This is a genomic window from Rhodanobacter sp. OR87 (assembly GCF_000473345.1).
GTDB lineage: Bacteria > Pseudomonadota > Gammaproteobacteria > Xanthomonadales > Rhodanobacteraceae > Rhodanobacter > Rhodanobacter denitrificans.
In genome coordinates this window covers 1-19,638 of the sequence record NZ_AXBJ01000021.1, presented here as the reverse complement: position 1 = coordinate 19,638, position 19,638 = coordinate 1, and the positions used below count along the sequence as shown (strand labels likewise).

The 19,638-nt window shown below is 68.8% G+C and carries 20 protein-coding genes; 11 read left to right on the top strand and 9 right to left on the bottom strand.

Features of this window, described 5'->3' with window-relative positions; genetic code table 11:
• Positions 1-61 precede the first annotated feature (61 nt).
• Both RHOOR87_RS0114665 and RHOOR87_RS19955 read left to right on the top strand, forming a co-directional pair.
• On the top strand, positions 62-2,137 hold the full coding sequence (locus RHOOR87_RS0114665; protein WP_007507226.1) for a carbon starvation CstA family protein: 2,076 nt from the start codon (positions 62-64) through the stop codon (positions 2,135-2,137).
• Positions 2,138-2,147: 10 nt separating this feature from the next.
• Positions 2,148-2,342, top strand: coding sequence for a YbdD/YjiX family protein (locus RHOOR87_RS19955; protein ID WP_081660258.1), 195 nt, complete (start codon positions 2,148-2,150; stop codon positions 2,340-2,342).
• Between the two features lie 283 nt (positions 2,343-2,625).
• Here the strand turns inward: RHOOR87_RS19955 and RHOOR87_RS0114660 are convergent, their stop codons facing one another.
• The gene (locus RHOOR87_RS0114660; protein WP_007507230.1) at positions 2,626-3,492 is read right to left on the bottom strand and encodes a nidogen-like domain-containing protein; all 867 of its coding nucleotides are present in this window, start codon (positions 3,490-3,492) and stop codon (positions 2,626-2,628) included.
• Between the two features lie 206 nt (positions 3,493-3,698).
• Here RHOOR87_RS0114660 and RHOOR87_RS0114655 point away from each other — a divergent pair, with 206 nt between their 5' ends.
• From RHOOR87_RS0114655 to RHOOR87_RS0114645, 3 genes are all read left to right on the top strand, one after another.
• Positions 3,699-3,884 (top strand): hypothetical protein, encoded by a 186-nt coding sequence (locus RHOOR87_RS0114655; RefSeq protein ID WP_027485419.1) that lies wholly within the window; start codon positions 3,699-3,701, stop codon positions 3,882-3,884.
• 98 nt (positions 3,885-3,982) lie between these two features.
• Positions 3,983-4,156 carry a hypothetical protein gene (locus RHOOR87_RS0114650; RefSeq protein ID WP_015446929.1) on the top strand — a complete coding sequence of 58 codons (174 nt, stop codon included), beginning with the start codon at positions 3,983-3,985 and terminating at the stop codon, positions 4,154-4,156.
• A 10-nt stretch (positions 4,157-4,166) separates the two neighbouring features.
• Positions 4,167-4,361 carry a YbdD/YjiX family protein gene (locus tag RHOOR87_RS0114645; protein WP_027485418.1) on the top strand — a complete coding sequence of 65 codons (195 nt, stop codon included), beginning with the start codon at positions 4,167-4,169 and terminating at the stop codon, positions 4,359-4,361.
• A gap of 68 nt (positions 4,362-4,429) precedes the next feature.
• Here RHOOR87_RS0114645 and RHOOR87_RS0114640 read toward each other — a convergent pair whose 3' ends face one another.
• A complete protein-coding gene (locus RHOOR87_RS0114640; RefSeq protein ID WP_027485417.1) occupies positions 4,430-5,239 on the bottom strand; it encodes a class I SAM-dependent methyltransferase in 810 nt (269 codons plus the stop codon).
• 241 nt (positions 5,240-5,480) lie between these two features.
• Here RHOOR87_RS0114640 and RHOOR87_RS0114635 point away from each other — a divergent pair, with 241 nt between their 5' ends.
• Positions 5,481-6,005 carry a DUF2127 domain-containing protein gene (locus tag RHOOR87_RS0114635; protein WP_007507237.1) on the top strand — a complete coding sequence of 175 codons (525 nt, stop codon included), beginning with the start codon at positions 5,481-5,483 and terminating at the stop codon, positions 6,003-6,005.
• Here RHOOR87_RS0114635 and RHOOR87_RS0114630 read toward each other — a convergent pair.
• The 5 genes from RHOOR87_RS0114630 to RHOOR87_RS0114610 all read right to left on the bottom strand — a co-directional run bounded on the left by RHOOR87_RS0114630 (position 5,993) and on the right by RHOOR87_RS0114610 (position 13,459).
• Positions 5,993-6,886: a DMT family transporter gene (locus RHOOR87_RS0114630; protein ID WP_027485416.1), complete on the bottom strand. Its 894-nt coding sequence runs from the start codon at positions 6,884-6,886 to the stop codon at positions 5,993-5,995. The genes RHOOR87_RS0114635 and RHOOR87_RS0114630 overlap by 13 nt on opposite strands.
• A gap of 91 nt (positions 6,887-6,977) precedes the next feature.
• Positions 6,978-7,862, bottom strand: a complete 885-nt coding sequence (locus RHOOR87_RS0114625; RefSeq protein WP_027485415.1) for a glycosyltransferase family 2 protein — start codon at positions 7,860-7,862, stop codon at positions 6,978-6,980.
• A gap of 82 nt (positions 7,863-7,944) precedes the next feature.
• A complete protein-coding gene (locus RHOOR87_RS0114620) occupies positions 7,945-8,691 on the bottom strand; it encodes a hypothetical protein (RefSeq protein ID WP_027485414.1) in 747 nt (248 codons plus the stop codon).
• Positions 8,692-8,720: 29 nt separating this feature from the next.
• Positions 8,721-12,584 carry a phosphoribosylformylglycinamidine synthase gene (gene purL, locus RHOOR87_RS0114615; RefSeq protein ID WP_027485413.1) on the bottom strand — a complete coding sequence of 1,288 codons (3,864 nt, stop codon included), beginning with the start codon at positions 12,582-12,584 and terminating at the stop codon, positions 8,721-8,723.
• Between the two features lie 101 nt (positions 12,585-12,685).
• Positions 12,686-13,459: a DsbC family protein gene (locus RHOOR87_RS0114610; protein WP_027485412.1), complete on the bottom strand. Its 774-nt coding sequence runs from the start codon at positions 13,457-13,459 to the stop codon at positions 12,686-12,688.
• Positions 13,460-13,682: 223 nt separating this feature from the next.
• Between RHOOR87_RS0114610 and RHOOR87_RS0114605 the strand changes: the two genes are divergently transcribed.
• Positions 13,683-14,357 carry a Fe2+-dependent dioxygenase gene (locus tag RHOOR87_RS0114605; RefSeq protein WP_007507250.1) on the top strand — a complete coding sequence of 225 codons (675 nt, stop codon included), beginning with the start codon at positions 13,683-13,685 and terminating at the stop codon, positions 14,355-14,357.
• A gap of 71 nt (positions 14,358-14,428) precedes the next feature.
• Here RHOOR87_RS0114605 and xerD read toward each other — a convergent pair whose 3' ends face one another.
• Positions 14,429-15,346 (bottom strand): site-specific tyrosine recombinase XerD, encoded by a 918-nt coding sequence (xerD, locus tag RHOOR87_RS0114600; RefSeq protein WP_027485411.1) that lies wholly within the window; start codon positions 15,344-15,346, stop codon positions 14,429-14,431.
• Between the two features lie 51 nt (positions 15,347-15,397).
• Between xerD and RHOOR87_RS0114595 the strand changes: the two genes are divergently transcribed.
• The 3 genes from RHOOR87_RS0114595 to phaZ all read left to right on the top strand — a co-directional run bounded on the left by RHOOR87_RS0114595 (position 15,398) and on the right by phaZ (position 18,053).
• Positions 15,398-15,901, top strand: a complete 504-nt coding sequence (locus tag RHOOR87_RS0114595) for an RDD family protein (RefSeq protein WP_027485410.1) — start codon at positions 15,398-15,400, stop codon at positions 15,899-15,901.
• A 41-nt stretch (positions 15,902-15,942) separates the two neighbouring features.
• Complete coding sequence (locus RHOOR87_RS0114590) at positions 15,943-16,710, top strand: methyltransferase domain-containing protein (protein WP_007507256.1); 768 nt, start codon at positions 15,943-15,945, stop codon at positions 16,708-16,710.
• An 89-nt stretch (positions 16,711-16,799) separates the two neighbouring features.
• Positions 16,800-18,053, top strand: coding sequence for a polyhydroxyalkanoate depolymerase (gene phaZ, locus RHOOR87_RS0114585; protein ID WP_015446921.1), 1,254 nt, complete (start codon positions 16,800-16,802; stop codon positions 18,051-18,053).
• Positions 18,054-18,123: 70 nt separating this feature from the next.
• Here the strand turns inward: phaZ and RHOOR87_RS0114580 are convergent, their stop codons facing one another.
• Positions 18,124-19,209 (bottom strand): hypothetical protein, encoded by a 1,086-nt coding sequence (locus tag RHOOR87_RS0114580; protein WP_027485409.1) that lies wholly within the window; start codon positions 19,207-19,209, stop codon positions 18,124-18,126.
• A 202-nt stretch (positions 19,210-19,411) separates the two neighbouring features.
• On the opposite strand from RHOOR87_RS0114580, the gene RHOOR87_RS19300 reads away from it, so the two are divergent.
• A partial coding sequence (locus RHOOR87_RS19300) for a transposase domain-containing protein (protein WP_043795656.1) occupies positions 19,412-19,638 on the top strand: 227 nt, incomplete at its 3' end.

Below are 19,638 nucleotides of genomic sequence, written 5' to 3'. Positions count from 1 at the left end.
TTGGGATTGACCGCCGCCGCCGACGGGACGAATCTTGCGGCATCGCCCAGGAGAGCCGCCCATGCAAGCCGCCGTCATGCCCAAGCCCAGCCCGGCCAGCAAGATCCTGTGGGTCGCCATCGCCATCGTCGGCGCGTTCTGCCTGGGCGTGGTCGCCCTGCGCCGGGGCGAGCCGATCAACGCGATCTGGCTGGTCGCCGCGTCGATCGCCATCTTCGTGATCGGCTACCGCTTCTACGGCAAGTTCGTCGAACACTCGGTGCTGCAGCTGGACCCCAGCCGCGCGCCGCCCTCGGTGCTGCGCAACGATGGCCTCGACTACGTGCCCACCGACAAGTGGGTGGTGTTCGGCCACCACTTCGCCGCGATCGCCGGTGCCGGCCCGCTGGTTGGCCCGGTGCTGGCCGCGCAGATGGGCTACCTGCCCGGCACACTGTGGATCCTGTTCGGCGTGGTGTTCGCCGGCGCGGTGCAGGATTTCATGATCCTCGGCCTGTCGCTGCGCCGCGATGCCCGTTCGCTCGGCCACATGCTGCGCGAGGAACTGGGGCCATTGCCCGGCATCGTGGCGATGATCGGCGTGCTGGTGTTGATGATGATCGTGCTGGCGGTGCTGGCGCTGGTGGTGGTCAAGGCGCTCACGCACAGCCCGTGGGGCACCTTCACCGTGGCCGCCACGATCCCGATCGCGTTCCTGATGGGCGCCTACATGCGCTGGTTCCGCCCGGGCCGCATCCTCGAAGTATCGATCATTGGCCTGCTGCTGCTGCTGGCCTCGATCTGGTTCGGCAAGTACGTGGCCGACTCGGCCACGCTGGCGCCGCTGTTCGACTTCGACGCCAAGGCGCTGGCCTGGCTGCTGATCGCCTACGGCTTCTGCGCCTCGGTGCTGCCGGTGTGGCTGCTGCTGGCGCCGCGCGATTACCTTTCCACCTTCCTCAAGATCGGCACCATCGCGCTGCTGGCGCTGGCGATCTTCCTGGCTGCGCCGACCTTGCAATTGCCGGCGGTGACCAAGTTCATCGACGGTACCGGGCCGGTGTTCGCCGGCAACCTGTTCCCGTTCCTGTTCATCACCATCGCCTGCGGCGCGGTCTCCGGCTGGCATTCGATCATCGCCTCGGGCACCACGCCCAAGCTGCTCGCCAACGAAGGCCAGGCGCGCATGGTCGGCTACGGCGGCATGCTGATGGAGGCGTTCGTGGCGATCATGGCGCTGGTCGCCGCCGCCTCGCTGCACCCGGGCGTCTACTTCGCGATGAATTCGCCGGGCGCGATCGTCGGCACCACCGTCGAGCAGGCCGCCACCACGATCAGCCAGTGGGGCTTCGTGGTAACCCCGGACGAACTGCTGCGGACCGCGAAGGACATCGGCGAGGGCAGCATCCTCGGCCGCGCCGGCGGCGCACCGACGCTGGCGGTAGGCATGGCCCAACTGCTGCACAACATCCTGCCCGGCGGCGGCATGATGGCGTTCTGGTACCACTACGCGATCCTGTTCGAAGCGCTGTTCATCCTCACTACGGTCGACGCCGGCACCCGCGTGGGCCGCTTCATGATCCAGGAGATCGCTGGCCTGGTGTACAAGCCGCTGCAGGCCACCGAGTCGTGGACCGGCAACCTGCTGGCCACCGCGGTCTGCGTGGCGCTGTGGGGCTACTTCCTGTACCAGGGCGCGGTCGACCCGCTGGGCGGCATCAACACCCTGTGGCCGCTGTTCGGTATCGCCAACCAGATGCTGGCCGCGATCGCGCTGATGCTGGCCACCGTGGTGGTGGTGAAACTCAAGCGCGAGCGCTACGTGTGGGTGCCGGGCATCCCCGCGCTGTGGCTGATCGTGTGCACGCTCACCGCCGGCTACGAGAAGCTGGTCGGCCCGATCAGCTTCACCGCCGCCGCCAACAAGTACGCGGCCGCGATGCAGCAGGGCCAGTTGCTGGCGCCGGCCAAGACCCAGGCCGCGATGCAGCAGATCGTCACCAACAACTACGTGGACATGGTGATGACCGGCCTGTTCATGGCGCTGGTCGTGGTCATGGTGATCTTCTGCCTGCGCGCCGCGATCCGGGGCTGGCAGACCAATCACCCGACCGCGCACGAGGAACCGTACGTGGCGCTGGCCGGCGTGGCCGGCTGAGGACGACGCGATGAATGCGAGCTTCCGTTCCATACGCAAGTGGGCGGTGCAAACCGCCCGCCTGTGCTGCGGCGTGCCCGACTACGACGTCTACGTGCAGCACCTGCGCGAACATCATCCCGAGCGCAAGGTGCCAAGCTACGAGGCGTTCTTTAGAGAACGGCAGGAGGCCCGCTACAAAGGGGGTGGGGGGCGGTGTTGCTGAATGCTGCGGTGTTGCAGATTAGTTGGGAGTCGATCTACCGTCGCGACGAGGAGCAGCCCTGAGGGTGGTCGCGATGGAGTCAGCGCTTGGCTGCGGGCTTGGCTTGAAGCCGACGAGCCTCAGCTGCGCACAGGTTTGGTCCTGACCACGCACGCAACGTTCAAAACCGTCAGCGGCTACCGGCGGAAAGGCCGATCCGCAAAAACTGGAAGGCACCAACGGCCGCGCCGACGTCAAACGAGCTGACGTCGACACGACCGCCGGTATCAGAGCAATGTGGAACTCAGCCGCGGAACTCGTGGCGCCGACGATGCAAGGACTCCAAGCCGAGCAGACCAAGCAGGCCCATCATCAACATCGCCAGGGAGGACGGTTCTGGCACCGACGTGACGGGTGGCGTGATGGTGCCATTTCGGACCTGGAACAGGAACTGTCCCGGCACGCCGTCGTTGGTACCGGCGACCAGCGAGTCCGGCCCGCCGTCGAGCAAGGCGCCGTTGGTGAGCGAACCGGCGAGCTGGGCATAGGTCCCCGCAGGATTGCCCGGCTGGCCAGCGTTATAGCCCGCTGCCGCCGAGGTACCGCCAAGCCCGCTCGAGCCGCCACTGGCGTCTCCGGTTTCCCACTGGATCTGGTCGTAGTTGAAGTAGAAGTCGAAGTCTCCAGCGGCGACATCGGACCGATCGACCATGATCAACTGGAACGTGTTCAGCTTGTCCGTGTGCGCACCGTAATATCCGACGCCCGGCCAAGTGGCGCCAAAAGCGGTACGCCCGGCATAGGTGCCGTTGCCCCAGCTGGTCAGACCACTGCCGGCACCACGCGTGTCGACGTCGGCGAAGAACGGGGCAATGATCGGCTGGCCGCTATAACCGCTGCCGAGCCCGGAGGGCGTGAAGGTGCCTTGGGGGAAGTTGAACGTGATGTAGCCGTTGTTACTCACGTACAGACCCGTGTAGTTGGTGCCGAAGTAGTTGGCAGTGAACGGCAGGGTGACCAGTCCCGAAGCACCGTCGTCGTTGGCGGGAAACGTGTTTGCGTTGAACCCGGACGCCACGGTACCGGCCCTCGCGGCAGGCGCAACAACGATTGCATAGGCAATCGTGGCCAGCATCAGCCAGCTGGTTTTTGAAAGAAACTTGGTGAACATGTCGGCGTTCTCCTTGGTGGATTTCTCTATCCACCAGCCAGAACCATGCCATCGATATAACAAATTAATTCCATTGAGTTTTAGCTTTCACGAGCCCCGTGCACCGCGTCCATTGTGTAAAGTTCTTCGGCGCTAAAACTAGATTCCCGTGAACTTGCCCCGTGCTCCGCGCCGCGGCCAACCCTTCGGCAAAATCCCCAGGATCGATGGTTCCCGACTCCGAGACATCGCTGGTGCCAGTCAGTCCGGCCATTGCTCTCGGCAACTCACCACCCCTGCCCGAGCGTCAAAAAAGGGCGTGGCAGAGCAACAGCGGCAACGAGGTCACCAAGACGCTGGCCACCGTGGTGGTGGTGAAACCGGAACGCGAGCGCTATATGCCGATGTCGTGAATCCCGGCGATCTGGTTGATCGTGTGCACGCTCACCGACGGATAGGCAAAGCTCTGCGGCCGGACCAGCTGCTGGCGCCGGCCAAGTCGGCGGCGGAGATGCAGCGGATCGTCACCAACAACTACGTGGACATGGTGATGACCGGCCTGTTCATGCTGCTGGTCGTGACGATGGTGCTGTTCTGCCTGCGCGCGCTGATCAATGCCTGGCAGACCAACCACCCCACCGCGCACGAAGAACCGTACGTGGCGCTGAGCAGCGTGGCGGGCTGAGGACGACGCGATGAACGCAACCCTGCAGGCCGTACGCAAGTGGGCGGCGCAAACCGCCCGCCTGTGTTGCGGGGTGCCCGACTACGACGTCTACGTGAAGCACCTGCGCGAGCATCATCCGGCGCGCGAGGTGCCCAGCTACGGCGAGTTCTTCCGCGAGCGGCAGGAAGCCCGCTACAAGGGCGGCGGCGGGCGCTGCTGCTGAATGCCCGAAGGCCACGGTCCTTCAGGACCGTGGCGAGAGCGCGGGACCACACTCCACCCAAACACTGCTCAGGGCTTGCGTGCCACGATGATCTGACTGATCGGCATGAACTCGTCCAACTGCTGCTTGAGCCGGCGCCCCTGCGGCATGTCCAGCAGCGCCTGCCAGGCGGCGGTCCAGTGATCGAGCACCGGATGGGCGGGGTCATACAGTTCCACCTGGCAGCCCCAGAACAACGCCCACCAGATCGACCAGAAGAAGCCGTGCTGGGTCTGCTCCACCAGCACCAGGCCGGCCTCGCCGACCCATTGCGCAAACTCGTCGCGACCGACCACCCGCAGCGCGCCACCGGGTTGCTCGCGGTACGCCGGCGGCAGCACCTTTTCCTGCAGTCCTTCCTGCAGCGCGCCAGGCACGCTGAGCAGGTAGAGGGCGCCGGACGCACCGACCCGCACCAGCTCGGCCAGCATTTGGCGCGGATCATCGACGTGCTGCAACACCTCGGTGCAGATCACCCGCGTAGCCATGCCCTCGTCCAGCGGCAAGGGGTTCGCGTCGCTGACCAGCGCCGTGTGCGTGCCGCGGCCTTCGACGCTCAGCCGCGCGCGCACCTCGCGGATCACCTGCGGCTCGCGGTCGATGGCGTAGACGCGGGCGCCGTGGCGCGCGCAGAACACGCTGTTGACGCCGGCGCCGCAGCCGACGTCCACCACCACGTCGTCGCCACCGATCGGCATGCCGCGGAACAGCTCGCCGCTGTCCTCGCGATACCAGCCACCGAGCTTCGCGTCGCGCAGGCCGACGGTCGACGGGCCATGCGGCTCGGCGTCGCCCGAAGCCGCGGCGACGCTGGTGGAGTGCTCGACACGATCGGACATGGCGGGTCTCCGAAACAGGAAAGTGGTCACGTGGGGCGGCAGGCTCGCCACCGGATCCTGCCTCGGGAATCCGGCACGCCCAGCCGAGGCCTCTAGTGTGGCAGCTCGAGGCGGCATGGCGCGTGGAAGAAGCGGGTTCGCGCCGGCTGCAGGCCAGGACGCTGCACGGCCATGCCATTCCACCCGGGCCAGTCGGTGCCGGATCGGCGACAATACGGGCTGTTCCTTCGGCCGCCACCCGATGTCCATTCCCGAATCCACCGACGCTCCCGCGGCGATCACGGCTGGCCCGCCGCATGCCGGCCTGCGCGTCATCGCGGTCTACGAGATCGTCAAGACCGTTTGTCTGGTGCTGGTGGCGATGGCGGCATTCCACCTCGACCGCCAGCAGAACTTCGAGCATCTGGTGCACTGGCTGGAACACCTCTCGCTGGCCGACAGCAACAGCCTGCGCTGGAAGCTGGTCGGCCTGCTGCAGGATTTCGGGCCGAGCCGGTTCGTGGCGGTCGGCATAGTAGCGTTGGGCTACGCCGTGCTGTTCGGCATCGAGGGCACCGGCCTGTGGCTGGGCAAGTACTGGGCCGAGTGGTTCACCGTGATCGCCACCGGCTCGCTGATCCCGCTGGAACTGTACGAGACGCTGCACCACTTCGGCTGGCTGAAGCTGGTTGCGCTGGCCGGCAACGTGGCGATCGTGGTGTACCTGGTGCGCGTCGCGCTGCAAACGCGGGCGACGCGACAGGCGCTGAGGCATCACACTTCGTGATGCACCGCCTCGGCGGGTAGCGCGCCGCGCCGCGGCATCAATTCCACCAGGTACATCGCCGCCAGGATCAGCCCGCCGCCGAGCAGCATGCGCCAGCTCAGCACGTCGCTGCCCAGCAGTACCGCGAACGCGGCGGCGAACACCGGCTCGGTGGTCATCACGATCGCCGCACGGGTGGCCGGCAGGTGCGACTGCGCCCAGGTCTGCATCAGCATCGCGCCGGCGCCGGCAATCAGCGCCATGTACAGCACCGCGAACCAGGCGCTGCGGTCCGGCGGCAGCACCGGCGCGTGCGGCACGATGGCGAGCAGGCAGACCGCGGCGATCGCCACCATCTGCACCGCCGACAGGCCGAACGCCTCGCCCTGCCGCGACCACTGCCCGAGCAACACGATGTGCAGCGCGTACAGCGCGGCCGAGGCGAGCGTGAGCCACACGCCGAGGTCGACCGAGACGCCGTTGAGCGAGAGCAGCGCCAACCCGACGGTGGACAGCCCCACCGCCAGCCACACCATGCCGGCCATGCGCTGGCCGAGCAGCAGCAGCGCCAGGATCGGCGTGAACACCACGTACATGCCGGTGGCGAAACCGCTGACGCTGGGCGCGATCAGCGACAACCCCCAGGTCTGCAGCAACTGGCCGATACCGTAGATCGCACCCAGCACCAGGCCGTGCAGCACTTGCCGCCGGCCAAGCCGCCACACCGGTCGCGCGAACAGCGCCAGCATCGCCGCCGCGGCGATCACGAAGCGCACGGCCAGGAAGTCCGCCACCGGCATGCGCCCCACCACGCCCTTGATCAGCACGAAGGTGGAGCCCCATACCGCGGTCATCGCCAGCAGGCCGAGGGTGGCGAGGATGGAGGTGGTGCGTGCGTTCATGGGGCGGGAAGTGGGCGGAGAGGAATGCGAAGCGAGAGGCAGGCTGCGACGCTACGAGGCGGTTTTGCCTGCTCGATTTTCCTGCTTCCCTTCACTCGCTCCCCGCTTTCCGCCGCAGCAACTGGCCGGGGATCCGCAACAAGAAATGCCCCCAGATGCCCAGCCACACCACGCCGGCGGTCAGCGGATTGCTTGCGGCCGGGTCGTGCTTGCGGAACCAGCGCCACATGCCGCGGTGCTTGTGGCGGCTGACGAACACCGGCCGGTGCCGGCTGGAGCTGCCCTTGCCATGCAGGACGCGCACATCGCCGGCCAGCAGCACCTGGTAGCCGAGATTGCGCACGCGGCGGCACAGGTCCAGATCCTCGCAATGCAGGAAATAATCCTCGTCGAAACCGCCGAGGCGCTGGAACATCGCGCGCGGCATCAGCATCACCGCACCCGATATCGCCTCGGCCTCGATCACCTCGGCCGGAATCTCCCGCTCGATGTTGACCTTTTCGCCGGCACGGCCGAACAGGCTGTTGAGCGCACGCTGCAGCAGGGGATCGCGACGCCACGACGCCGGATCGGGCCGGCCGTCGGCATCGCACACCACCGCGCCGATCAGGCCCGCCCTAGGCTGCCCGGAAAGCAGGTCCAGCAAGCGCTGCAGGTCGCCCTGCGGCAGCAGGCAGTCGGGGTTGAGGATCAGCAGCGCCTGGCCGTGCGCCTGTTTCGCGGCGAGGTTCGCCGCCGGGCCGAAGCCCAGGTTGCGGTAGTTGTAGATCACCTGGAAGCGGGTGTCGCGCGCATGCGCGCGCTCGATCGCCTCGGGCACGCCGTCGTGCGAATCGTTGTCGACCAGAATCAGCTCCAGCGGCAGCGTGCTGGCCAGCACGCTGCGCACGCATTCGCGCAGGCTCGGGCCGCTGTCGGCGGATACCACGATCACGCTGAGCGCCAGCGCGAACGGTGATCGATGGGAAGCGGGCATGCTCACGGGGCAAGTATGCGCGGAGACGCGCGAAGGGAGAACCGTCCGCGACAGCGCCGCACGGGATTCGTGGCCCGCAGCTTCACGCTTCCTCCACATCGTCGTCGCCGAGCACCGCCGACAGCGCCAGCGGCATGTCGTCGTCGCGGCGGACCAGCCACGGCTGCCCGCGATACCAGCCACCCAGGCGCCAGCCGCGCAGGCGGTGCTGCCGCCCGCGCAGCCGATCCCACAGCAGCACTCCGCGGCCGTTGCGCAGGTGCGCGGCAAACCAGCGGCCACCGGGACTGAAGGCCGCCGGCGCGCCGGCGCCGTCGATGCACCCGCCGCTCTCGAACAGGTACCCGCCATCGCGGTAAGCCACGCGACCGCCCAGCGGATCGAGCAGGCCATCCGCGGCGACCTGCCAGGCCGGCGGTTGCAGCTCGATGATCTCCGCCGCCGGGCCGATCGGCGCCATCGCCAGTTCGGGCCACTCGGCGGAAGGCGCCGCCGCCGGCGCGCGGCGCTGCCCGCGGTCGAGCCACGCGTCCAGGCCGGCCAGCAGCGTGTAGCCGGCCAACGCACCCAGCAAGGCCGCGCCCCAGGCGAACGCGTCGCCGCCCAGCGCCCGTTGCAGCGCGAACAGCACGCCGGGCAGGCCCCAGCGCAAGGCGCACCGGATCAACGCGATATGCTCGTCGGCCAACCGGTGCTGCAGCAGGGTCACCACGGCCGTCAGCGCCAGCAGCAGCGGCAGGCCGAGCCACCATGGCAGCAACGCCAGCAGGGCCAGCCAGGCCGAACGCGCCAGCACGCCACGCCACGCCGGCCAGCGGCGCCGGGCCATCGCTCAGCGCCTCGCGCAGCGGTGGGCGCTCAGCCGCACCACACGCGGGCGTTGCGGAACATGCGCAGCCACGGTGAATCCTCGCCCCACTGTTCCGGATGCCAGCTCAGCTGCACGCTGCGGAACACGCGCTCGGGGTGCGGCATCATGATCGTCACGCGGCCGTCGGCGGCGGCAAAGCCGGCCAGGCCGCCGGGCGAGCCGTTGGTGTTGAGCGGGAAGTTCTCGGTCGGCTTGCCGCGGTTGTCGACGAAGCGCACCGCGCCATTCGACTTCGACGGGCTGCACGCGTGCGGGAAACTGACCCGGCCCTCGCCGTGCGCCACCGCCACCGGGATCCGCGAGCCGGCCATGCCCTTGAAGAACAGGCTCGGCGTGTCGAGGATCTCCAGCGTCGCCAGGCGCGCCTCGTACTGTTCGGACGCGTTGCGCAGGAACTTCGGCCAGTGCTGCGCGCCGGGGATGATCTCCTTCAGCTGCGCCAGCATCTGGCAGCCGTTGCATACGCCGAGCGCGAATTTCGTCGGGTCGGCGAAGAACGCGCTGAACTCGGCGCGCAGGTAGTCGTTGTACAGGATCGAGGTGGCCCAGCCGCGGCCGGCGCCGAGCACGTCGCCGTAGGAGAAACCGCCGCAGGCGGCGAAGCCGCGGAAATCGGCCAGCTTCACGCGGCCGCTGGCCAGATCGGACATGTGCACGTCCACCGCCTCGAAGCCGGCGCGGCTGAACGCGGCCGCCATCTCGACCTGGCCGTTGACGCCCTGCTCACGCAGGATCGCGACGCGCGGGCGCGGGCCCGTGCCGATGAACGGCGCGGCGACGTCCTGCACCGGGTCGAAGCTGAGCTTCGGCGTGATGCCCGGATCGGCGTCGTCGAGCCGCCACTGCGACTCCGCGTCGGCGCTGAGCGGGTTGTCGCGCAGGCGCTGCATCGCGTGGCTGGTCTCGTTCCACGCCTTGAACAGCGTGCTCCAGTGCCACTTGAACAGGGTCTCGCCGCCGAGGAACAGCTTGATCCCCAGCTTCTCCTTCGGCCGGCCGATGCGGTGGCTGATGCCGGCCAGCTCGTGCCTGATCAGCAGCGCTTCGAACGCCTCGCGGTTCGCCTCGGCCACCTGCACCACCGCGCCGAGTTCCTCGTTGAACAGCGCGCGCAAGGTGGCCTCGGCCCAGCCGTCCAGATGGATCTCCAGGCCGCAGTGGCCGGCGAACGCCATCTCCAGCAAGGTGGTGATGACGCCACCGTCGGAGCGGTCGTGGTAGGCCAGCAGCAGGCCGCTCGCGTTCGCCTCCTGGATCAGTTCGAACAGCGCCTTCAGCCGTTTCGCGTCGTCCAGGTTCGGCGGCACGCCGCCGCCGCGGTTGAACACCTGGGTCAGCGCCGAGCCGCCGAGGCGGTCGCGCCCTGCTCCCAGGTCGATCAGCCACAACGCAGTGGCGCCGCGATCGAGCCTGAGCTGCGGGGTGAGCGTGCGGCGCGCGTCAGTGACCCGGGCGAAACCGGTGACCACCAGCGACACCGGCGACACCGTGCGCTGCGCGGTGCCGCCGTCCTGCCACACCGTCTGCATCGACAGCGAGTCCTTGCCGACCGGGATCGAGATCGCCAACTCCGGGCACAATTCCATGCCGATCGCCTTGACCGCATCGAACAGCGCGGCGTCCTCGCCCGGGTGGTTGACCGCGGCCATCCAGTTCGCCGACAGGCGGATCTCGCCGAGACTGGCGATCGGTGCGGCGGCCAGGTTGGTGATCGCCTCGCCCACCGTCAGTCGCGCCGCGTCGGCGCTGGAGAGCAGCGCCACCGGCGCGCGCTCGGCCATCGCCATCGCCTCGCCGGCATAACCGTCGAAATCGGCAAGGGTCACCGCGCAATCGGCCACCGGCACCTGCCACGGGCCGACCATCGGGTCGCGCGCGTTCAGGCCGCCGACGGTGCGGTCGCCGATGGTGATCAGGAAACTCTTGCTGCCCACGGTGGGCAGCCGCAGCACGCGCAGCAGCGCCTCGTCCATGCCGATGCCGGTGAGGTCCGGCACCAGGTCGACGCGCGGCTTGAGCCGCGTGGCATCGCGGTGCATCCGCGGCGGCTTGCCGAACAGCACGTCCATCGGCAGGTCGATCACGGTCAGTCCGCGGCGCGGGTCGGTCAGTACCAGCTGGCGCTCGGCCGTGGCGTCGCCGACTACCGCATACGGACAGCGCTCGCGCACGCACATCGCCTCGAACTCGGCCAGGTTTTCCGGGCCAATCGCCAGCACGTAGCGTTCCTGCGATTCGTTGCTCCACACCTGCATCGGCGACAGCGACGGGTCATCGCAAGGGATCTTCGACAGGTCGATCACGCCGCCGACGCCGGCGTCGTTGAGCAGTTCGGGGATGGCGTTGGACAGGCCGCCGGCGCCGACATCGTGCACGCTGACGATCGGGTTGTGCTCGCCGCGCGCCCAGCAGGCGTCGATCACTTCCTGGCAGCGCCGCTCCATCTCGGCGTTGTCGCGCTGCACCGAGGCGAAGTCCAGCTCCGCGCTCGACGCGCCGCCGGCCACCGACGAGGCCGCACCGCCGCCCAGCCCGATCAGCATCGCCGGGCCACCCAGCACGATCACCTTGTGGCCCGGCTGCACCGCGTGCTTCAGCACGTGGCCGGGGCGCAGGTTGGCCAGCCCGCCGGCCAGCATGATCGGCTTGTCGTAGCCGCGGCGCAGGCCAGGTTCGGCGGTCTCGTGCTCGTAGCTGCGGAAATAGCCGCCCAGGCAGGCACGGCCGAATTCGTTGTTGAACGCGGCGGCGCCGAGCGGGCCGTCGCGCATGATCTCGAACGCGCTGGCCATCCGCGGCGGCAGCGGGCGATCCACTTCCCACGGCCGCGGCAGGCCGGGGATGCGCAGGTCGGACACCGAGAAACCGGTGAGCCCGGCCTTCGGCTTGCCGCCGCGGCCGGTCGCGCCCTCGTCGCGGATCTCGCCGCCGGCGCCGGTGGCCGCACCGGGCCACGGCGCGATCGCGGTGGGGTGGTTGTGCGTCTCCACCTTGATCGCGTAGTCGATGCGCTCCTCGTGGGCGCGCCACACGCCATCGGCCGGGTCGGCGAAGAAGCGCCGGCCGGCGCTGCCCTCGATCACCGCCGCGTTGTCCGAATAAGCGGACAGCGTATGCGCGGGCGAACGCTGGTGGGTGTGCTTGATCATGCCGAACAGGCTCTTGTCCTGCTCGGTGCCGTCGACCGTCCAACTGGCGTTGAACACCTTGTGCCGGCAATGCTCGGAGTTCGCCTGGGCGAACATGAACAGCTCGGCGTCGGTGGGATCGCGGCCGAGTTCGGCGTAACGCTCGACCAGGTACTCGATCTCGTCGTCGGCCAGCGCCAGGCCCAGCCGCCGGTTCGCTGCGGCCAGCGCGGCCTGCGGCTCGGCGCCCAGCGCCACGTGCACCAGGTCGCCGGGCGTGCCGCCAAGGAACAAGCCTTGCGCGTCCTCGATCCGCTGCAGCACCGACTGCGTCATCGCGTCATGCAGCACCGCCATGATCGCCGCATGGTCCGGCGCCTCCGCCGCCGGCAACCCGGCCACCTGCCAGGCCAGGCCGCGTTCCACGCGGCGCACGTCGAAACCGGCGCCATGCAGGATGTCGGTGGCCTTGCTCGACCACGGCGAGATCGTGCCCAGCCGCGGCACCACCCACAGCGTGGCGGGCTCGGGCCGCGCGTCCTTCGCCTCCAGCACGGCCAGCAGCCGCTGGCGCAACTCGCCCTCCGGCGCCGTGGCGGCGTCGACGAAATAGACGAACCACGACGCCTGCACGCGCACGCCGCGATGCAGGGCATCCAGGCGGGCATTGAGGCGTTCGAGGCGGAACGGCGAGAGGGCGCTCTGCCCGTCGAGTGCGATCATGCGGGGAACGGCGCTATGCGAGGGAAACGCCTATTCTAACCCATGCTGCAATACGGCATTAAGCCAGCTGCCCCGGCCTTGCGCGGCAGGGCACGGCGGCCTCAGCCGCCCTGCTTCAGCGCCTGCAGCAGCTGTTCCGGAGTCACATAGCCGCCCAGCACGCGGCCGTCCGGGCCGTAGATCGACGGGGTGCCGTTGACGCCCAGCTTCACGCCCAGGTTGAACTGGTCCTTGACCGGGTTGGTGCAGGTCGCCGGCGCCGGCGCACGGCCTTCCTTCGCGGCGGTGAAGGCGGCCTTGCGGTCTTTCGCGCACCACACCGAGACCATCTCGGTGTAGGTCGGCGTGGGCCGCCCGGCGGTGGTCACCACGCCTTCGCGCGGCCACGCCAGGTATTCCACCGCGATGCCTTCCTTGTTGAACGCGGCCACATGCTCGTGCAGCGCGCGGCAGAAGCCGCAGTTGACGTCGGTGAACACGCTGATCGTGTACTTCGGATTCGGCGGCGCGAACACGATGCGCTCGGACGCCGGCACCTTGGCCAGCTCGGCCTTGCGGAAGCGCGCCCAGGCGTCGTCGCCGAGGTTGCGCTTGCTCTGCAGGTCGAGCACGTCGCCGTGCATCGCATACTTGCCGTCGGTGCTGACGTAGAGCATCTGGCCGGCGGCGATCACCTGGTAGAAACCCGGCATCGGCGCCGGCTCGATCGAGTCGACCTCGACGTTCGCCGCCAGGCTCTTGATCGCCTGCCGCACCATCTGCTGCGCCGCCGGCGTCACCGCCGGGCCGGCGACCGGCGCCGCATCGTTTTCGGCGGCACACGCGCTCAGGGAAAGCCCGCCGATGCACAGCGCCAGCAACAGTTTCTTCAACATCACCAACCTCGTTCGATCCGTGGCCGGCGCGTTCACCGGCGGCAGAGGCGCATTCTCGCACAGGCAGCTGAACCCCATTCGGTGCACGATGCCGCAGAAACCGGCGACCGACGCCCCGGGTCGATGCTAGATTTCCGCAGCACCGCTGCCCGAAACGGACCGGCAGAACAGCGCGGTCGCGCGCGGCCTTTCCCGACAACCTGAATCGCCCGGCAGAATCCTCGTGATCATTTGCGCCCCCAACGTGCTGACCGCCGAAGAGCTCGGCACGATACGCAGCGAACTCCAGGGCGCCACGTTCGTCGACGGCGCCAGTACGGCCGGCTGGTCGGCACGCGAGGTCAAGAAAAACCTGCAGGTCGACATCGACACCGAAAGCCAGGCCCGGCTGCGGGAGATCGTGCGCAGTGCCTTCCTGCGCAACGCCATGCTGCAGGCGTCGATGCTGCCGTCCGCGATGACGCAGGTCCTGTTCAACCGCTACGACGTCGGCATGCAATACGGCCGGCACGTCGATGCCCCGGTGATGGGCGGCCTGGGCGGCGCGGTGCGCACCGACGTGGCGATCACGGTTTTCCTGTCCGACCCCACGAGCTACACCGGCGGCGACCTGGTGGTGGATACCAACGGCGTGGAATACGGCTTCAAGCTGGATGCCGGCTCCGCCATCGCCTACCCGGCCAACTCCCTGCACCACGTCACCCCGGTCACCCAGGGCACGCGCCATGCCGCCATCATCTGGGTGCAGAGCCAGGTACGCGACGCCGCCAGGCGCGAACTGCTGTGGGACCTGGACAACGCCAAGCGGCAGGTCTTCGGGCGCGAAGGCAAAAGCGCCACCTTCGACGCCATCAGCAAGTCGCACGCGAACCTGCTGCGGATGTGGGCGGAGGTGTAAGACGCTGATGCGCCGCCACACTCCCCGGCCCAATCAGTATCAAGGGGCATGGCGTGATTCGCTGAATTCCATCACCCCCGCGGATGGTGCTGCGCATGCAGCCGCTTCAGGCCTTCCTTCGCCACCAGGGTGTAGATCTGGGTGGTGCTGAGCGAGCTGTGGCCGAGCAGCATCTGCAGCGCGCGCAGGTCGGCGCCGTGGTTCAGCAGGTGGGTGGCGAAGGAGTGGCGCAGCACGTGCGGCGAGATGCGTTTCGGGTTGATGCCGACCTTCAGCGCGTAGCGCTTCACCAGGGTCCAGAACATCTGCCGGGTCATGCCTTCGCCGCGCTGGCTGAGGAACAGCGCCGACGGCTGGCGGCCTTTCGCCAGCGCCGGCCGCGCGTCGGCCAGGTACGTGCCGATGCGCGCCAGCGCTTCCTCGCCGACCGGCACCAGCCGGTCCTTGCCGCCCTTGCCGGTGACCCGCAGCACGCCCTGGCGCGGGTTCAGCGCGGCCAGCGGCAGCTCCACCAGCTCGGACACGCGCAGGCCGGAGGCGTACATCAGCTCCAGCATCGCGCGATCGCGCAGGCCCAGCGTGGTGCCGGTGTCGGGCGCGCCGAGCAGGCCCTCGATCTCGCGTTCGGCCAGTGCCTTGGGCAGGCTGCGCGGCAGCTTCGGACGCTCGATCAACAGGGTGGGATCGGCGAAGCCCGGCTCGCTGCGGGCGAGGAACGCGTAGTAGCGGCGGAATGCCGACTGCCGCCGCGCGATCGAGCGCACCGCTGCCGGCTGCGCGCCGTGGTAGGCGGAAATGTCCTCGCGCCGCGCGCTGCGCAGGTCGCGCCCGCGTGCGGCGAGCCAGCCGGCCAGTGCGGCCAGGTCACGCCGGTAGGCCTCCAGCGTGCGGTCGGCCAGGCCGTCCTCCGACCACACCCGCTCCACGAACGCGGCGATGCTGCGCTGGTCGGCTTCGGCGATACTGGCGCGGCTCTCTTCCTTCTTCATGCGCCCGCATGCTGGCCATTGCGCGCGCTCTACGCAAGCGACCGACCCACGATGCCGCCTGACCTCATCACTACCGACACTCCCTGTCCGCTGTGGCGCCGCCTGCTGGCGCTGGTCTACGACCTGCTGATCGTGCTGGCGATCGTGATGGTGGTGGGCCTGCTGTGCCAGCTGGCCACCGGCGGCCAGCTGATCCGCACCGGCGCGACGGCGGTGGTGCCGGTGTGGTACCAGGCCCTGCAGGGCGCGGTGGTGGCGGCGTACTTCGTCAGCTCGTGGCGGCGTGGCGGGCAGACGTTGGGCATGCGGCCGTGGCGCATCCGGCTCACCCGCGGGGACGGCGGCACGCCGACGCTGCAGCAGGCGCTGATCCGCGTGCTGGTGGCGGCCGCGCCGCTGGTCCTGCTGCTGCTCGAACCGGTGATCGGACTGCGCGCGACGCTGTGGACATGGCTGCTGGTGTGGGCCGGCTGGTTCGCCGTGGCCGCGTTCGACCCGCGCCGGCGCGCGTTGCACGACATTGCCGCCGGCACCGAGATCCGCCTGCTGGGCTGAGCTTCACGCTTCGCTCAGCACCTGCGCGATTCAATCCGCCGATGCCCGTGCCGCGTCCCGCCGAAAGCCGCAGCAACGCCGACCTGATCCGCGCCAACCGCGGCTTCTACGAATCGCTGTGGGCCGGAGCGCAGCTGATCGCACCGGAACGCTTCAACACCTGGCCGCTGCTGCACGAACTGGCCGACGCCGCGCCGCGCCGGCTGGAAGTGGCGCCGGGCCTGCGCCCGCGGCTGCCGCTGCGCGGTACCTGTTTCGTCGACCTCAGCCGTGCCGCGCTGCGGCGCCTGCAGGCCAGCGGTGCCAACGCGGTACACGGCATGATCGGCGCCCTGCCGTGCGCCGACGCCAGCTTCGACCTGGTCTGCGCGCTCGACATCCTCGAACACGTCGCCGACGACGACGGCGCGCTGGCCGAACTGGCCCGCGTGGCCGCGCCGGGCGCCAGCGTGCTGCTGTCGGTGCCGCTGCACCCGGCGGCCTGGACCGCGTTCGACGACTTTGTCGGCCACTGCCGCCGCTACGAACCGCAGCGGATCGTGGCGCTGCTTGCGCGGCACGGCTTCAGCATCGAACACAGTGCGGTGTACGGCATGCAGCCGACGTCCCCGCGCCTGCTCAGCCTTGGCCAGTGGTATCTCACCCACCGGCGCGAGCGCGCGATGTGGTGGTACAACCGGGTGTTCATGCCGCTTGGCCTGCGCTTCCAGAAGCCGCTGCAATGGCGCGCCCGACTCGGCGACACCGCCGGGGTCGACGAACTGCTGCTGCGCTGCCGTTACCAGCCGGTTTCGGCGCCAAGTCACTGATCGGACTGGCAAGCCGCGACTGCGGCATTGCAACACGGGCGGGACAAACGGCGTTAAGATGGCATCTTTCGCTCGCGGCCGCCCCTCCGATGCTCTATCAGATCCACGAATGGCAACGCGCGTTCCTCGGCCCGCTGAGCCATTTCGCGCAAGCCGGCGCGCGCATGCTCAACGACACCAGCAACCCGTTCGCACAGATGCCCGGCGCGCAGCGGATGGCCGCCGGCTACGAGTTGGTCCATCGCCTCGGCAAGGATTACGAGAAGCCCGCTTTCGGCATCCACACCGCCACCGCGCACGAGCACGAGATCGCGGTGATCGAGCGGGTCGCGCTGGACATGCCGTTCTGCCAGCTGAAGCGCTTCAAGCGCTTCAGCGACGACCCGTCCACCATCGAGAAGATGAAGAACGATCCGGTGGTGCTGGTCGTGGCGCCGCTGTCCGGCCACCACGCCACGCTGCTGCGCGACACCGTGCGCACGCTGCTGCGCGACCACAAGGTCTACGTCACCGACTGGGTCGACGCGCGCATGGTGCCGGCCGCGGCCGGCACGTTCGGACTGGACGACTACATTGCCTATGTCGAGGCGTTCATCCGCCACATCGGCGCGTCCACGCTGCACGTGATCTCGGTCTGCCAGCCGACCGTGCCGGTGCTGGCGGCGGTGTCGCTGATGGCCGCACGCGGCGAAGCCACCCCGCGCAGCATGACCATGATGGGCGGCCCGATCGACCCGCGCTGCAGCCCCACCAGCGTCAACAACCTGGCCACCCACCAGCCGCTGTCCTGGTTCAAGGGCAACGTGATCCACACCGTGCCGCCGAATTACCCCGGCCACGGCCGCGAGGTCTATCCGGGCTTCCTGCAGCACGCCGGGTTCATCGCGATGAACCCGGGGCGCCACCTCAATTCGCACTGGGATTTCTACCAGGACCTGTTGCGCGGCGACCTCGACGACGCCGAATCGCACCGCAAGTTCTACGACGAGTACAACGCCGTGCTGGACATGCCGGCCAAGTTCTACCTCGACACGATCGACAAGGTGTTCCAGCAATTCCTGCTGCCGCGCGGCCTGTGGGACGTGGCCGGCGAGCGGGTGAACCCCGCCGCGATCACGCGCAGCGCCCTGCTCACCATCGAGGGCGAACTGGACGACATCTCCGGCCTCGGCCAGACCGAAGCGGCGCACGACCTGTGCAGCAACATCCCCGCGAAACGCCGCGCACACAAGGTGATCGAAGGCGCCGGCCACTACGGCATCTTCAGCGGCCGCCGCTGGCGCGAAACGGTCTACCCGCAGGTACGCGACTTCATCCGCAAGTTCGACCAAGCCGCCAGCTAGGCGCCCGCAGGTTGCCCGCAAGCTTTGCGCCCGCGGGGGCTCGCCCACGCCCGGTCGGTCAGCGCAGCCTTCAATCCGAAATCGCCAGCACGCACTCGTCCGCGCCATAGCTGCGGCAGCAGACAGAGAAGATCGACAAGCTGCCCGGCGCGATCGCCGGCCCGAGCAGCCCCTCCAGAAAGCCGCTGAAGAAGGCGCAGCCGGAGTGGCCTTCCGTGCATAGCGGGCTGGCGTGGATGTGCAACTGGTCGCCCTGCTGATCGACCTCGACCAGCGCACGCAGCGCGGGGGTGCCGATGTGCTCGATGGCCGCGCGCAAGTCCCGCCCGACGTCCAGCGCGTACTCGCGCTCGAACAGCCACGCGCCCGTGCGCTGCCCCGCCAGCATGAGCGAGGATTCGCGCGCGCCGTCGGCAACCGCCTGCGCCAAAGCCAGCAAGCACGGCACGATCCGCGGATATTCCGACGGCAGCTCATGCAGCGCCCGCGCGACCGCCGCCTCGTCCGCCGGCAGCGGCACCAGTTCGACGAAGGGCGTCGCGGCCACGCGCGGCGGGACCGACGTCGGCAACATGGGCAGGATGAACTCGAACGCCGACTCGTCCGCCACGATCGATGCCGGAGTGGGTGCCGGTGCGGGTACGAGCGGCGGAGCCGGTGCAGGCCTCGTTTGCGGCCGGGTGGCCGCCTCGGTCATCGCGACCGGCGCCGCGGCCATACCCGCCATGCCGGCACGATGGGCCATGGCGGCAGCGGGAGCGGGAGCCGGTGCGGGCGCGGGAGCAGGCACCGCAGGCGCGGCGACCGGCGCGCCTTTCGACGCGGGAGCCGTCGCCGGGGGGCGGGCAACGGGCGGAACCGTGCGTGCCGGTTCCATCGGTTCGCGCGATGCCGCGAAATGTGCCCGCGTTTCGCCTTCGACGAAGGGAAACGTCTTCACGCTGATGAAGCGCTCGCAGGCGTCCAGCGCTGCCTCGAGCGCCCGCTGCTTGCGCGACGGCCCCTGCACCACCATGGTCAGCAGGATGCCGTGGTGATCCTGCACGAGGCGTTGCCGTTGCAGGCTGAAGCCGCCGGCCAGGACCAGCCGGCCAACCTCTACCAGCAGGCCCTCGCGGCGTGCCGCGAGGCCCTGGATTTCCAGCTCGATCATCATGCCCCCTGCATGCGATGCCGGTGATGTGTGTCGTGCCGCATGCTACGTCAGCCGCTGCGGTAAAACCCGGACGCACGGCCGGAAATTGCGCTTGCACGGGACGGCGCCTTGTGGTGCATGCGGACGGCCAACGAAAAGCCCCGCCGCAGCGTAATGCCAGTCAGTTAAGGTATTGACGAAGCCGGAACGACCCAAGAGGCTCATGGTTTTCCATGAGCCTCTTGCTTTGATCTCAGCCCTGCAAGCCAACTTTGATGCGGTAGGCGATCTGTCTCCCGCCGCGTTTGATCGTTTCAGCCAGCTCATTCCGGCCGCCTGGATCGAGCAAGCATTGCAAGCGACTGGCACGACGTCACTGCGCCGTCGACGTCTGCCGGCCGAGCGATTGATCTGGCTGGTCATCGGCTTAGCGCTGTTTCGCAACGAACC

Excerpts from the sequence above, each read along its gene's own strand:
- RHOOR87_RS0114610 (WP_027485412.1), bottom strand. The coding sequence starts at position 13,459 with ATGTTGAAGAAACTGTTGCTGGCGCTGTGCATCGGCGGGCTTTCCCTG.
- RHOOR87_RS0114665 (WP_007507226.1), top strand. The coding sequence starts at position 62 with ATGCAAGCCGCCGTCATGCCCAAGCCCAGCCCGGCCAGCAAGATCCTG.
- RHOOR87_RS0114650 (WP_015446929.1), top strand. The coding sequence starts at position 3,983 with ATGCAGCGGATCGTCACCAACAACTACGTGGACATGGTGATGACCGGC.
- phaZ (WP_015446921.1), top strand. The coding sequence starts at position 16,800 with ATGCTCTATCAGATCCACGAATGGCAACGCGCGTTCCTCGGCCCGCTG.
- RHOOR87_RS19955 (WP_081660258.1), top strand. The coding sequence starts at position 2,148 with ATGAATGCGAGCTTCCGTTCCATACGCAAGTGGGCGGTGCAAACCGCC.
- RHOOR87_RS0114660 (WP_007507230.1), bottom strand. The coding sequence starts at position 3,492 with ATGTTCACCAAGTTTCTTTCAAAAACCAGCTGGCTGATGCTGGCCACG.
- RHOOR87_RS0114630 (WP_027485416.1), bottom strand. The coding sequence starts at position 6,886 with ATGAACGCACGCACCACCTCCATCCTCGCCACCCTCGGCCTGCTGGCG.
- RHOOR87_RS0114645 (WP_027485418.1), top strand. The coding sequence starts at position 4,167 with ATGAACGCAACCCTGCAGGCCGTACGCAAGTGGGCGGCGCAAACCGCC.
- RHOOR87_RS0114635 (WP_007507237.1), top strand. The coding sequence starts at position 5,481 with ATGTCCATTCCCGAATCCACCGACGCTCCCGCGGCGATCACGGCTGGC.
- RHOOR87_RS0114590 (WP_007507256.1), top strand. The coding sequence starts at position 15,943 with ATGCCCGTGCCGCGTCCCGCCGAAAGCCGCAGCAACGCCGACCTGATC.
- RHOOR87_RS0114580 (WP_027485409.1), bottom strand. The coding sequence starts at position 19,209 with ATGATGATCGAGCTGGAAATCCAGGGCCTCGCGGCACGCCGCGAGGGC.
- purL (WP_027485413.1), bottom strand. The coding sequence starts at position 12,584 with ATGATCGCACTCGACGGGCAGAGCGCCCTCTCGCCGTTCCGCCTCGAA.
- RHOOR87_RS0114625 (WP_027485415.1), bottom strand. The coding sequence starts at position 7,862 with ATGCCCGCTTCCCATCGATCACCGTTCGCGCTGGCGCTCAGCGTGATC.
- RHOOR87_RS0114620 (WP_027485414.1), bottom strand. The coding sequence starts at position 8,691 with ATGGCCCGGCGCCGCTGGCCGGCGTGGCGTGGCGTGCTGGCGCGTTCG.
- RHOOR87_RS0114655 (WP_027485419.1), top strand. The coding sequence starts at position 3,699 with ATGGTTCCCGACTCCGAGACATCGCTGGTGCCAGTCAGTCCGGCCATT.
- RHOOR87_RS0114640 (WP_027485417.1), bottom strand. The coding sequence starts at position 5,239 with ATGTCCGATCGTGTCGAGCACTCCACCAGCGTCGCCGCGGCTTCGGGC.
- xerD (WP_027485411.1), bottom strand. The coding sequence starts at position 15,346 with ATGAAGAAGGAAGAGAGCCGCGCCAGTATCGCCGAAGCCGACCAGCGC.
- RHOOR87_RS0114595 (WP_027485410.1), top strand. The coding sequence starts at position 15,398 with ATGCCGCCTGACCTCATCACTACCGACACTCCCTGTCCGCTGTGGCGC.